General features: G+C 58.0%; 12 protein-coding genes. 8 read left to right on the top strand and 4 right to left on the bottom strand.

What is annotated here, in order from left to right; all coding sequences use genetic code 11:
• Positions 1 to 3: 3 nt before the first annotated feature.
• Complete coding sequence (locus tag VGJ94_06100) at positions 4 to 1482, top strand: MFS transporter (GenBank protein HEY3276173.1); 1479 nt, start codon at positions 4 to 6, stop codon at positions 1480 to 1482.
• 20 nt (positions 1483 to 1502) lie between these two features.
• On the opposite strand, the gene VGJ94_06095 is transcribed toward VGJ94_06100, so the two are convergent.
• Positions 1503 to 1685: a DUF6496 domain-containing protein gene (locus VGJ94_06095; protein ID HEY3276172.1), complete on the bottom strand. Its 183-nt coding sequence runs from the start codon at positions 1683 to 1685 to the stop codon at positions 1503 to 1505.
• 396 nt (positions 1686 to 2081) lie between these two features.
• Between VGJ94_06095 and VGJ94_06090 the strand changes: the two genes are divergently transcribed.
• Positions 2082 to 4517, top strand: a complete 2436-nt coding sequence (locus tag VGJ94_06090; protein HEY3276171.1) for a DUF3536 domain-containing protein — start codon at positions 2082 to 2084, stop codon at positions 4515 to 4517.
• Between the two features lie 46 nt (positions 4518 to 4563).
• Here VGJ94_06090 and VGJ94_06085 read toward each other — a convergent pair whose 3' ends face one another.
• Genes VGJ94_06085 through VGJ94_06075 form a run of 3 tightly spaced genes read right to left on the bottom strand, consistent with a single transcriptional unit; the run spans position 4564 to position 7337 of the window.
• Positions 4564 to 6273: an HAD-IIB family hydrolase gene (locus VGJ94_06085; GenBank protein ID HEY3276170.1), complete on the bottom strand. Its 1710-nt coding sequence runs from the start codon at positions 6271 to 6273 to the stop codon at positions 4564 to 4566.
• Positions 6274 to 6320: 47 nt separating this feature from the next.
• Positions 6321 to 6467: a DUF3096 domain-containing protein gene (locus tag VGJ94_06080; protein HEY3276169.1), complete on the bottom strand. Its 147-nt coding sequence runs from the start codon at positions 6465 to 6467 to the stop codon at positions 6321 to 6323.
• A 51-nt stretch (positions 6468 to 6518) separates the two neighbouring features.
• Positions 6519 to 7337 carry a DUF116 domain-containing protein gene (locus VGJ94_06075; protein ID HEY3276168.1) on the bottom strand — a complete coding sequence of 273 codons (819 nt, stop codon included), beginning with the start codon at positions 7335 to 7337 and terminating at the stop codon, positions 6519 to 6521.
• A gap of 248 nt (positions 7338 to 7585) precedes the next feature.
• On the opposite strand from VGJ94_06075, the gene VGJ94_06070 reads away from it, so the two are divergent.
• From VGJ94_06070 to VGJ94_06045, 6 genes are all read left to right on the top strand, one after another.
• The gene (locus VGJ94_06070; protein HEY3276167.1) at positions 7586 to 8278 is read left to right on the top strand and encodes a cell wall hydrolase; all 693 of its coding nucleotides are present in this window, start codon (positions 7586 to 7588) and stop codon (positions 8276 to 8278) included.
• A 100-nt stretch (positions 8279 to 8378) separates the two neighbouring features.
• On the top strand, positions 8379 to 9533 hold the full coding sequence (locus VGJ94_06065; GenBank protein HEY3276166.1) for a reductive dehalogenase: 1155 nt from the start codon (positions 8379 to 8381) through the stop codon (positions 9531 to 9533).
• Between the two features lies 1 nt (position 9534).
• A complete protein-coding gene (locus tag VGJ94_06060) occupies positions 9535 to 10275 on the top strand; it encodes a GntR family transcriptional regulator (protein ID HEY3276165.1) in 741 nt (246 codons plus the stop codon).
• Between the two features lie 30 nt (positions 10276 to 10305).
• Positions 10306 to 10458 carry a hypothetical protein gene (locus VGJ94_06055; protein ID HEY3276164.1) on the top strand — a complete coding sequence of 51 codons (153 nt, stop codon included), beginning with the start codon at positions 10306 to 10308 and terminating at the stop codon, positions 10456 to 10458.
• Between the two features lie 46 nt (positions 10459 to 10504).
• Positions 10505 to 11530 carry a TRAP transporter substrate-binding protein gene (locus VGJ94_06050; GenBank protein ID HEY3276163.1) on the top strand — a complete coding sequence of 342 codons (1026 nt, stop codon included), beginning with the start codon at positions 10505 to 10507 and terminating at the stop codon, positions 11528 to 11530.
• Between the two features lie 184 nt (positions 11531 to 11714).
• Positions 11715 to 12266: an HPP family protein gene (locus VGJ94_06045; protein HEY3276162.1), complete on the top strand. Its 552-nt coding sequence runs from the start codon at positions 11715 to 11717 to the stop codon at positions 12264 to 12266.
• Positions 12267 to 12392 lie beyond the last annotated feature (126 nt).

The raw sequence follows: 12392 nt of genomic DNA, 5'->3' as shown, positions 1-12392 counted from the left end.
GTAGTGGCGTCATCCCTTTCCCCGCCCGAGGGTCCGGCTTTCGACGCGGAGCCCTTCCGGACGCTCCTGCCGGCACGCCTCGACCGGCTGCCCTGGAGCAGGTTTCATTGGCTCGTGGTGATCGCCCTCGGTATCACCTGGGTGCTTGACGGGCTTGAAGTCACGCTCACAGGGGCAATGAGCGGCATACTCCAGGAGCCTGAGACTCTGGGTTTCACCAGCCCCGAACTCGGCATCATTGCATCTTTTTACCTCACGGGCGCGGTGCTGGGCTCTCTTGTCTTCGGCTACCTTACCGACCGGTACGGCCGTAAGGTCTTCTTTTTTGTCACCCTCGCCGTCTATCTCAGCGGCGCCTTTCTCACCGCCTTCTCCTGGGACCTCCTGAGCTTCACCATCTTCCGTTTTATCACCGGCACCGGGATAGGCGGAGAGTATGCGGCTATCAACTCCGCGATCGATGAGCTGATCCCGGCACGGGTCCGGGGCCGCGTGAACCTGATCATCAACGGGAGTTTTTGGGTGGGGGCCGCCCTCGGCTCCGTTTCCGCCATCGGGTTTCTCGACCCCCGTCTCTTTCCGGTCGAGCTCGGTTGGCGCATTGCCTTCGGCACCGGCGCGCTGCTCGGGCTTATTATTCTTTTCGTGCGAAGGCATGTGCCGGAGAGCCCGCGGTGGCTTTGCACCCACGGAAGACGCGAAGAGGCGGAGGGAGTGGTCGCCCGGGTCGAGGCGGAGATCGAGGGGGCGACGGGGCGGAAGCTTCCCACCCCCACTGAATACCTGACCCTCTACCCCCGCAGGACCTTCGGCTTCGGCAGCGTCGCCCGCACCATGTTCACCCATTACCGGACCCGCTCCGTCGTCGGCCTCTCATTGGTCATCTCCCAGGCGTTTTTGTATAATGCGATTTTCTTTACCTATGCCCTGGTGCTGACCAGGTTCTACCACGTACCCGCGACCGCGACCGGCCAGTTCCTTCTCCCTCTTGCAATAGGCAACTTCATGGGCCCCCTCGTCCTCGGGCGCTTCTTCGATACTATAGGGAGAAGGCAGATGATCGCCGGGACTTATACTATTTCAGGCCTTCTCCTGGCCCTTACCGGTTATCTCTTTTCCCTGTCGAGCCTTTCTCCCGAAGGTCAGACCGCGCTCTGGACCGCGATCTTCTTTTTCGCCTCCGCGGCGGCAAGCTCAGCTTATCTCACGGTAAGCGAAGTCTTTCCCCTGGAGACGCGGGCTATGGCGATCGCCTTCTTCTATTCGGTGGGTACTGCCGCGGGAGGTGTCGCCGCTCCCTGGCTCTTCGGCACCCTCATCGGCACCGGCTCCAGGATACACGTTTTCTACGGTTATATCGCGGGCGCGTTGCTCATGATCGGCGCTGCCGCAATTGAGGCGATCTACGGGGTGAAGGCGGAGATGCAATCCCTCGAGAAAGTGGCAGCGCCCCTTTCCGCCGAGGCAAGAGAGGGGCGCTGAAAGAATTCTGCTGAATCGTTCTACTTGTCCGGCGGCGGAGGCACCTTCGCGCCCTTTTTGCGGGCCTCGGAAAGTCCTATGGCAACGGCTTGCTTCCTGTTCGTCACTTTCTTCCCGCTCTTGCCGCTTTTCAATTTCCCTTCCTTAAATTCTTCCATCACCTCTTTGACCGTATCCTGTGACTTCTTCGAGTATCTGGCCATCCGGCCCTCCTTTTTCTCCCTTTCGGGCTTACCTTTTCGTCAGCATGGCCTCCATAACTCGATTAAGAGCCGCGGGAACCGCTATGACAGTGAACGACAAGATCCTGGTGAGCATGGTCTCCTTCCTTTCGGAGACGCTTTTCCGTCTCCCCGGGAACCGTTTCGAAACGGGCACGGCCGCAAAGACCCATTATTTTTCACTTTCGTGCAGACCTTTGGCCTCCCGTCTCATGACTCATACATTGAGTCGGCCCTAGGGCATTGTCAAGACCCCTGGGCGTTGATCGTCTCTTTGTGTAGTACTTTTAATTCTTGACGGGCCTGGGTCCGGTACTTAGGTTGCACATATATTCCTTTCCGATGGGCCACTCCCACGGATGAGAGAGCGAGGAGACTATGGATCGATACGTGTGCATTCACGGCCATTTTTATCAACCTCCGCGGGAAAACCCCTGGCTCGAGGCAGTGGAGGTGCAGGACTCCGCCTATCCCTTCCATGACTGGAATGACAGGATAGACGCGGAATGTTACGCCCCCAATACCGCGTCACGCATCACAGGGGGAGACGGCGGAATTATCGACATCGTCAACAACTATTCCAGGATAAGCTTCAATTTCGGCCCCACCCTTCTGAGTTGGATGGAGGTTCACGCACCGGAGACGTATGGAGCGGTTCTGGAAGCGGACCGGGTGAGCATGGAGAGGTTTTCCGGCCACGGCTCCGCGATCGCCCAGGCATATAACCACCTCATCATGCCCCTGGCAAACAGGAGCGATAAGAGGACCCAGGTGTTATGGGGTATCAAAGATTTCGTGCACAGATTTCATCGCGAGCCGGAGGGCATGTGGCTGCCTGAAACCGCGGTCGACCTTGAGACCCTGGAGGTCCTGGCGGAGCAGGGGATCAAGTTTACGGTGCTCGCGCCGAGACAGGCGCACCAGGTGAGGGACCTCGACGACGTGAACGGATGGCAGAGCGTGGACGGGGAGGCGATCGATCCCACCATGGTCTATTCCTGTCCCCTCCCCTCGGGCAAGAGCATCAACCTGTTCTTTTACGACGGCCCCATCTCGAGAGGCATCGCCTTCGAAGATATATTGAAGCAGGGAGAGTCCTTCGCGAACAGGTTGATCGGCGCCTTCAACGATGACCGGACATGGGACCAGCTCGTGCACATCGCCACTGACGGCGAGACCTACGGCCATCACCACCATTTCGGGGATATGGCCCTTGCCTATGCCCTCCACCACATCGAGTCGAACAACCTTGCAAAGGTCACCGTGTACGGTGAATATCTTGAACACCACCCACCGACCCGGGCCGTCGAAATCTACGAGAACTCGTCATGGAGCTGTGCCCATGGCGTGTTACGGTGGAAGGAGAATTGCGGGTGCAATTCGGGGATGCATCAGGGATGGCACCAGAAGTGGAGAAAGCCCTTGAGGGAGTCCCTCGACTGGCTAAGGGACAAGGCCTTACCGGTCTATGAAAAGGAAGCGGGGAAGTACCTTAAAAATCCGTGGCGCGCGAGAGATGAGTATATCGATGTGGTACTCGACCCTTCGGAGGAAAAGGTCTCCCTTTTTCTGGAGGAGCACAGCGTCAGGCCCCTCAGCGACGAGGAGAAGGTCAGGGCCCTCCAGCTTCTTCTGATGCAGCGGTGCGCCATGCTCATGTACACCAGCTGCGGCTGGTTCTTCGACGAGATCTCGGGCATAGAGACCGTTCAGGTGATACAATACGCGGCGCGGATGATCCAACTCCTCGACGGCCTGGGACAGGAATCGCCTGTGGAGCCTGAGTTCGTCGCCATGCTTGCGAAGGCCCCGGGCAACGTGGTCGGGGACGGTGCCAAGGTGTACGAGCTCTACGTGAAACCGGCGAAAGTCGACATCCTGCGTGTGGCTGCCCATTACATTATATCCTCTCTCTTCATGGAATATCCCGAACAAGGAAAGCGTATTTACTCCTTTACGATAGATGATGAGGTATTCGATACGGAAGCGGCGGGTAAGATGAAGCTCGCGATCGGGAGGGGGCGCGTACGCTCCGATTGGACGTGGGATGAGGCCTGTCTCAACCTCGCCGCCGTCTACATGGGCGACCATAATGTGTCGAGCGGGGTAAAAGAGTTCGAGACCGAAGAAAAGTTCAATACCATGCACGATGAAGTCATGTCTGCATTCAAAAAAGGAGATGTGGCGGAAATGGTCAGGACCATGGACAGGCACTTTCCTTCCTCTTCGAATTTCAACCTCTGGCATCTCTTCAGGGATCAGCAGAGATTCGTCATCAATGAGATACTGAAAGACCGCTACGACGGAATTATGGCCCTTTACCGGACGATCTATGAAGATAACTACAGCCTTATGGCTTTTCTCCAATCTTTGCGGAACCCTGTCCCTCCTCAAATGCGTCTCGCGGCGGAGCAGACTTTGAACGACGACCTGGAGACGATCTTTAGGGGCGATGTCTCTGTTGAAAAGCTCTCCCAATTGGTGGAGGATACGAAAAAATGGGAAGTTCAGATCAACGCGGAAGGGATCTCCCTGGCTGCCGGCACCTGGATCCATGCGCGACTCCACGAGGTGGCCCGGGACCCGGAGGGGCCGGACATGATTCCCCTCATGGAGAAGGTGAGCGAGGCGCTGCAGGTTCTGGAGGGTCTGCCCCTGCACCTCGACCTGTGGAGGGCCCAGAACGTATATTTCACCTTGAGAAAAGAGAAGGGCGAGTTTATTGACGTAGCGGCGAAGACGGGAAATGAAGACGCCCTGCGGCGGGAGGCGGCGTTCAGGAAGCTCGGCGAAAGCCTCCACATAAAGCTTTAAACACAGGCGCGCGCCCTTTCCACCGGTGCGTGCCCTTTTTCGTTCTTCACGCCGCGACCGTGTAACGCTCCTCGATCAGCGATTTGATCCGCTCGCGGCTTACGGAGGCCCCAATCCCTTCCAGGGATTCAACCTCCTTCGCCGTGTCGGCGAGATCGTCGTCCTTTATCGACCCCCGAAACCATTGGGAGTAATCACCCCTTTTCAGGTGGTAGAGCCAGGTCTCGTCGTCTATGCCTTCGGCGACCTGGATGAAGAGCATGAGGTTCTGGGCGCGCAGGTTGAGCCTGCTTTCAGGGCCCCTGAAGTAAAAGCTCGTCTCCGGCGACAGCTCTCCCTCGGCATATTTACGCTTGTGCCGCTGCCGCTCCATCTCCGGAGGGCTCCCTTTGAACCGCACCGGTGCGGATTTGTGCACGGGCCAGATAAACGCATCGCCCGGTTTCAGGCCCGACGTGTCGAACAGGGGTGGCTCTCTTCCGGTGAGAGCGCTGAAATCCCGGATGGTCTGCTCCGGTGCGTCTCCGATGGTAAGCAGCACGTCGATCATGGGCAGCAGGCTCGGAGTCACGTGGCCGGGATCGACGGTCACGAACATGAGGCCGCTGATCCCCTCGGGGAAAAGGCCCACAGCGGGGGTCCTGGACGCGGGCATGACATGGTGCGTCTCATCGATGATGATCCAATGGGGATGGCCCAGACGGCCCCGTATCTCGAGAAGGCGGGGCAGGATCTCCTCGAAATATGAGGGACGCTGGTCCCGGCTTACCCCGGTGAGGCTGACTACCACGTGCTGAAGCGGATTTTCAAGAAGCTTCAGGACTTCGGCAGGGTCCGGTGCGGCACGTGTTGTTCCTAATATGGCCGCCGGCTGAAGGTTGGCATAATCCCCCTCGGGGTCGATGATCACCGCCTGGTATCGATGGGAGACCAGATCCTCGACAAAACGGGTGGCGAGGGTCGACTTTCCACCGCCGGAAGTGCCTGCGAGAAGAACGTTCTCACCGTAAGGCTTGAGAAAGGCGGGCTCGCCGGTCAGTGTCTCTCCAAGAACGAGGTGGTGACGAGCGAGCTTCGCTTCGACCTCCGTGAGATCGGACCTGAGGATCCAATCTATCAGCTCGACGACCCCCGCACCCTGGGCGGCCGATGTCACCAGGTCGGCCGATTCCTTAAGGGAGGGCAGTGCATTTGCAACGGCAACGGCGCATTCGCAGCTGTCGAGAAAGGCATGGTCGTTCTCCGCATCCCCCGCGGCCACCACGTTATGGGAAGAGAGCTTCAGCTTTTCAAGGGCCGCCCCCAATCCCGATGCTTTATTTATCCCGCTCGGCAGCACCATCACCGAACCCTTATTAAAGATCACCTGCAGCTCGAGGCCCATGGTGCGGATCGTGTCGAGCACCGCGGTCTGATTCGGCTCCGTCGTGGCAACGATAACCCTGCCCGTGGAAAGGGGAAGGACTCCCCGCAGCCGCAGGGTGTCCGCGAATTCACCGGGAGGGGACTTTGCAAGCGGCTCTTCCTGGCGACTGGCGGGATCGTAGAGGAGGGCGCCGTTCTCCGCCACGATTAAATCGAATATGGCGAGCCCCGAAAAAACGCCCTGAAGGTCCTCTAATTCGCGGCCGGTGACAAGGAGGAGCTTCCGCCCGGAGTGGCGCAGCCTTTCGAGGGCTGCAACGGTGGCCTCATGGACGATGCCTTGCGTCGCAAGGGTGCCGTCGTAATCGACGGCGAGGGCAAAATACCTCATACATGAAATATAGGCACTGATTCGGGAAAAGACGAAGGAAGACCGGCTTACCTGCCGAAAATCCCCAGGAGACCGACGATGATCAGGTAAATCGCCACAATGTAATTGAGCAGCCTTGGCATGATAAGGATGAGAATTCCTGCGATCAGTGCAATAACGGATGAATGGATGGCCGTGAATGCCATGTGTGGCATGTGTATCCTCCTTAGTCGGATTTCTTAGGCGCTACACTGCGTATCGTCGGATTACACCCTTCCTGGTCCTTTTTCCCTCGCCGCGATAAAGCTGAAGGCCTCGTCGAGGGTATCGAGCCGCAGATGGGTATTCTTGCAGGGCCCTTCAGGCCTCTCGTTCGGAATGGCGAGGACGTGTATCTTCTCCGCCACGTCTTTAATCCCGCTCAGAAGGTCCCTCTCGCAGGCAACGGCAAGGATCAGGGAGGGCCTGTACTGCCTGATCGCCTTTCTCGCCTCTTCACCTCCTGCAACGGTCACGATTTGAGCTGCCCTTCCGTTTACCCTCGCCGCCACCTGCTGCCGCGCCTCTTTTTTCAGGCACCGGGGCAGGAGGATGAGCAGGGCGTCGGTCTTCACTTCTCGGGCATGGCTTTTCAGGAGCAGGTTATGGGCCTTGATAAAGGAACTGCCTATTCTGTCCCTGTGGACGCCGAGCTTCGTACCGAGCCATATGCTCTTGGGCAGAAGGGTGAGGAGGAGCTTTTCCTCTATTCCGTAAGGGATAAAGGACCGTTTGAACTGGAGGAGGAGTGCGGCCTCGATAATGGCAATAAGGAGAAAGGCGGCAATAAGCGTAAGAAGGAACGATCCCACGAGGTACGCGAGAAGGGGGCTCGCCTGGTCGAACCGGGGTTTTGCGAGGTACCACCCGAGGGCGAGAAAGACGATGAAGACGAAAAGAGCGGATGCGGCGAGGATGAGGAACGTGTTTATCCTCTCGTCGACTCCCTTCTCTCCGTGGTCGGTCCCTCCGTCCCAGTCGAGCCACTCGTCCCCGAGCTTTCTGTCTCCGGTCCCGGTGCGGGTATGGGTCTTGTCCTCATTCATGGAATCCGCCTGTATGGATTATGACAGGCTCATAGGCGCCTGCTCCACGATTTGTATCGTCTCGCCATCCGCCGGCACGTGCTTCATTTTATTGTAATAAGGCGTGGTCCATCCCTTGTCAACCGGGCGTAGGGCTTGCCTTCGGCATCGGGGGTGAATATATTCGATAGCCGGATAAAGGCGACCGGGAACAACAGGCGAAGGAGTGGGCGAGCGTGAAAAGGAGGGTCCGATTGAGGAGCCTGGCCATGGCGACGATAGGTCGGCTCATATTCACGAGAGGAAAGGGGCCGGGGGCGGGCGGCGAAGCGCGCTCCATTCCCGTCTCCCTGGTTCTCGTCGCGATCTGTCTCGCCTTATTCTCATGCCCTGCCAACGGGGGCGGCGGCGAAGAGGTGCAAAAAGAGAAGGCAGCCAAAACCAAGGCTGCCCGTATCGAGGAGACCTCCTCCGAAGGAGTGAAAGCGCCGCCGCCTCCCGGCCTTGCCATCAAGGAGGCGGAAGCCCAGGCGGTCGATCCCAAGGGTAAAGAGCCCCTGGAAGACGCCATCACCTGTCTTGCCCGCACGATCTACTGGGAGGCGAGGAGCTCGACCGAGGCCGATATGAGGGCCATCGCCTATGTGGTCATGAACCGGGTGGGACACGAGGGCTTTCCGGACACGGTCTGCGGGGTCGTCAAGGAGGGGCGCGAAAAGGGCGCCTGCCAGTTCTCCTGGTGGTGCGACGGTCAGCCGGACACGGCCCAGGACCAGGAATCCTACGCGGTTGCGAAAGAGGTGGCCCGCAAGACCCTCAACCGGGAGTTGAAGGACGAGACCGGGGGTGCCCTCTATTTTCATGGCAAAGGATCTAAACCTCCCTGGTCGCAGAAATATATCAGGACCGCCGCCATCGGCCGTCACGTATTCTATAAACCCGACGGCGGCAAGGCGAAATAGCCCCCTTTTCGCATCTTTAATTTTTCTCTTGACAAATTAATCCCATTCTTCTAAATAGTATATATAGGTCTGACCTATATATTTTTTAAGGAGATTTGCCATGAAAGGATATACCCATATAGATGCGGAACCCTTCCCGGTCCATACATTGAAGAGAGTCGAACGGCCCACTACTCTCATCAACGATGACAAGGTGGAGAGGGTCCGGGAAAGGGATGCGGGTTTTATCAAGGCGGCAACGGGAGATTATGGCCCCGTCCTCGAAAGGGAGTTCAGGCGGTTCATACGCAAGCAGCCCCTGGGCAACGCCTTATCGACCATCAGGACCAATATGATACCTTTTCAGAACGGACCGATCGCCTCTGACAAGGCGCCCCTTCCCCGCGACCCGGAGGCGCTCACCCGCCATATCAAGGAGACCGCCTATTTCCTGAGGGCCGACCAGGTGGGTGTCTGTGCGCTCCCGCCCTACGCGGTCTATTCGAAAACAATAGAGATGTTCAACCTGGATGCAGGTGAGAAGCCGGTCGACCTCCCCCATAAATATGCAATCGCCATCCTCGTGGACCAGGACTGGAGGACCGCGGAGGCGACCTCGGGACACGACTGGATCAGCGGCTCCATGAGCATGCTCGCCTATGCTACTTCCGGCTTTATCGCTAATATCCTCGCCGACTATATCAGACGCCTCGGTTATCCTGCCGAAGCCCACCACGCGCCCAATTACCGGGTCGTGGTCCCCCCAATCCTCCTCTGGGCGGGCTTGGGAGAGATGAGCAGGATCGGAGACTGCGTGGTAAACCCCTTTCTGGGGCCGCGCTTCAAGGCGGCGGTGGTGACCACGGACCTGCCCCTCGTGCCTGACAAACCCATCGATTTCGGACTCCAGGACTTCTGCTCCAAGTGCAAGAAATGCGCCCGCGAGTGCCCGTCCGGGGCCTTGAGCGACGGGGGCAAGGAGATGCATAACGGCTACGAGAAGTGGCCTACGGACGTGAAGAAGTGCACCTCCATGCGGGTGGGAAACCAGAAAGGCTCCTGCTGCGGCACCTGCCTCACCGTCTGCCCCTGGAATAAACCCTATACGCCCCTTCACAGGGCAGTCGGGTGGGCCATGAGAAACTCGGCCCTCGCGAGGAGTGTCGCCATTATGGGAGACGACCTCTTAGGATATGGAAAACCGGACTACCGCACAAAGTGGTGGCTGGACCTCGAAGACGTGGACGGAAAGCTGCAGGTCCCCGAGGACAGATAGGATGGGCCGGGATACCATGCCGGAGACGCCCTTCCAGCAATTCGAGACAAAGAGGTTTTCGGAGCAGGTCGCCCAAATGATCCAGCGGAAGATCATCAAGGACGAGATCAAGATAGGCTCGAGGCTCCCGGGTGAAAGACAGCTCGCCGACGACCTCAAGGTGAGCCGCTCGGTGCTGAGGGAGGCCCTGAGACTCCTCGAGGCAACGGGTTATGTCGACGTAAAGAAGGGGCCGAAGGGCGGCATTTTCGTAAGCAACGTCTTCCACAAGCCCATCAGCGTTCTCTGGAAGAACCTCGCCGAGAACGGCGACATCACGATCGACCATATCTTCGACGTCCGCATGCAGTTCGAGCCCTTCGTGATGGCCGAGGCCACCAGAAACGCCACCGGGGACGATATCCAAAGGCTTCGCGACCTCTATATAGACGTGGAGGACCACTTTCAGGACCCCGTATACCTAAAAAACAGAAATTTCGAATTCCATGTGATCGTTGCCGGTATTACCCGCAATCCCATCCTCTCGACCTTCACCAAGTCCCTCCTCGAGATCCTCGCGGAGACGGCTTTCAACTTCCTCGATCTCGAATTCGAGCAGGAGCTCTCCCGCATCCATCGAGAGACCATAGAGCTGATGGCCCGGGGCAAGACCGCCGCGGTAAAGAACCTGTTCAAAAAGGATATGCTTTATCTCAAAGAGACCCTGAGGAAGACGATGGAGAGGGAAGCCGAAAAACTCTGACACAGGAAAACATAGATAGAGGAGCATTCGATGGGTGATCTTCTTCCGAAGTCCAAAGCAGCGGCGATCCAGGCAGCGCCCGTATTTCTCGGCAGGGACGGCTCGGTCGAGATCCCGAGTGATTCTATCTCCCGTCCCGGGGCCCACGGACCCAGGCGAATCCATTCAGGAAGAGACCGATGACTCCATGTGAGCCATCTTCTTTTAAATCGAACAAAGGGGGATGTGTATGAGACGTTACGGATTAATCTACGGTTTCGCTCTGATGATACTCTTCGGAATTTCTTTTTTGCCCACGCCGGCGCCGGCCCAGGAGAAGGTGATCACCCTCAACTACGCCCATTTCATGCCGATCTCGACCCGCCAGGCCCAACTTGCGGAACAGTGGTGCAAAGAAGTGGAGAAGAGGACCAACAACAGGGTAAAGGTCTCCTTCTATTCGAGCGGCACCCTGGCGCCCGCGCCCCTTATCTATGACGCGGTCAACAAGGGGATTGCGGATGTCGGCTGGTCGTTCCTGAGCTACACGAGAGGAAGGTTCCCCCTCCTCGAAGTGATCGACCTCCCTCTGGGATATAAGAGCGGCTACGTGGCGACAAAGCTCGTCAATGATTTCTATAAGAAGTTCAAACCGAAAGAGATGGACGATACGAAGGTCATGTACCTCCACGCCCACGGGCCCGGCATCCTCATGACCAAGAAGCCGGTCAATAAGCTCGAAGACATGAAAGGCATGAAAATCCGTTCCACGGGATTGAGCGCGAAGATCGTCCAGGTATTGGGAGGCGCCCCGGTCGGAATGCCGATCGCGGAGGCCTATGACGCCATGAGGACAGGAGTGGTCGAGGGCATCCTCATCCCCGTGGAAGGGCTGCAGCAATGGAAGCTCGCCGATTGGACCAAGTTCACCACCGAGAATTACGGCTCCGCCTACACCACCGCGGGCTTCTGCATCATGAACAAGAGCAAGTGGGCGAGCCTTCCCCCGGACATCCAGAACATCATTACCCAGATCAATGCGGAATGGGCAGAGAAGACCGGCCAGCTCTGGGACCAGATGGATAAGGACGGCAGGGTTTACGCCCAGGGCAAGGGCATTAAATTCATCGCCCTTACGAAAGAAGAAGATGCCAAGTGGGCCTCGAAGGTTGCCCCCATGATCGATGACTACGTGAAATCGATGAAGGCAAAGAACCTTCCCGGCGAGGAAGCCCTGGGATACTGTAAAGACTATCTTAGGACGCATCAGAAGTGAGGGAAAAAGGACAACCGATAGATGCGCCCTGAAGCCGGGGGGAGAGCAAACGGGGGCGGCCCATCAGGGCGACATGGGCCGCCCCCTTTGTCTCCTGTCGTCGGACGGGTCATAGAAAAGAAAGTCGTACGTCGCGCCCCACAAAATGAACTCAATATGTAATGGGCAGGAGATTAGCCTCACGATGATGAAAGAGAAGGATAAACACCAAAAAAAGCTGCATCATATCTGGCAAAATGCGGGAAGGCTCGCCTGGTGCGTGGCAGGGGCCGCCATCGCCATCGGCCTGGCGCTCAAATTCACCGGCCTGCCCGCCTCGCCCTTTCTTTTAGCGTCCCTCGGCGGCTCAACCATATTCCTCTTCGGCCTCACCCGCGCCCCCGCAGTCCAGCCCAGGGCCTTCTTCGGCGGCCACCTGAGCAGCGCCCTCATCGGCATTCTCTGCTATCAAATCTGCGGAGATGCCCTATGGGTATCCATGCTCGCCGTGGCCCTCTCCCTCATCTTCATGCTGGCGACGAAAACATTGCACCCTCCCGCAGGAGCCAACGCCCTCATAATGGTCCACAACCACGCCGGCTTCTTGGCCCTCTGGCAGCCCGTGGGCCTGGGCATCCTCATCATCTTCTCAGTAGCGACCTTTTGGAGCCGCATCCTGCCCGGCATGAATCGCTATCCGGTAAAGTGGCTGGAGAAATCACCGCCTGCGATGTTCTGGGGAGGGTGGGAAGAGTAGAAGTGGGGGGACGGGCGCGCTGCGGGGGTAGTCCCTTCCGCTCCCATAGCACGAGAGGCGCCTCCCGCAAACGCACGAGGCGATCGCGGAGCCACCCATAAGAACCATGCACGCCCCGCATTGGCC

It is taken from the genome of Syntrophorhabdaceae bacterium (assembly GCA_036504895.1).
Taxonomy (GTDB): Bacteria; Desulfobacterota; Syntrophorhabdia; order Syntrophorhabdales; family Syntrophorhabdaceae; genus PNOM01.
Note: the sequence above shows the minus strand (reverse complement) of the source record. Positions and strands in the feature narration are given on the sequence as shown.

Excerpts from the sequence above, each read along its gene's own strand:
- VGJ94_06065 (HEY3276166.1), top strand. The coding sequence starts at position 8,379 with ATGAAAGGATATACCCATATAGATGCGGAACCCTTCCCGGTCCATACA.
- VGJ94_06070 (HEY3276167.1), top strand. The coding sequence starts at position 7,586 with ATGGCGACGATAGGTCGGCTCATATTCACGAGAGGAAAGGGGCCGGGG.
- VGJ94_06045 (HEY3276162.1), top strand. The coding sequence starts at position 11,715 with ATGATGAAAGAGAAGGATAAACACCAAAAAAAGCTGCATCATATCTGG.
- VGJ94_06085 (HEY3276170.1), bottom strand. The coding sequence starts at position 6,273 with ATGAGGTATTTTGCCCTCGCCGTCGATTACGACGGCACCCTTGCGACG.
- VGJ94_06050 (HEY3276163.1), top strand. The coding sequence starts at position 10,505 with ATGAGACGTTACGGATTAATCTACGGTTTCGCTCTGATGATACTCTTC.
- VGJ94_06080 (HEY3276169.1), bottom strand. The coding sequence starts at position 6,467 with ATGCCACACATGGCATTCACGGCCATCCATTCATCCGTTATTGCACTG.
- VGJ94_06060 (HEY3276165.1), top strand. The coding sequence starts at position 9,535 with ATGGGCCGGGATACCATGCCGGAGACGCCCTTCCAGCAATTCGAGACA.
- VGJ94_06055 (HEY3276164.1), top strand. The coding sequence starts at position 10,306 with ATGGGTGATCTTCTTCCGAAGTCCAAAGCAGCGGCGATCCAGGCAGCG.
- VGJ94_06095 (HEY3276172.1), bottom strand. The coding sequence starts at position 1,685 with ATGGCCAGATACTCGAAGAAGTCACAGGATACGGTCAAAGAGGTGATG.
- VGJ94_06090 (HEY3276171.1), top strand. The coding sequence starts at position 2,082 with ATGGATCGATACGTGTGCATTCACGGCCATTTTTATCAACCTCCGCGG.
- VGJ94_06075 (HEY3276168.1), bottom strand. The coding sequence starts at position 7,337 with ATGAATGAGGACAAGACCCATACCCGCACCGGGACCGGAGACAGAAAG.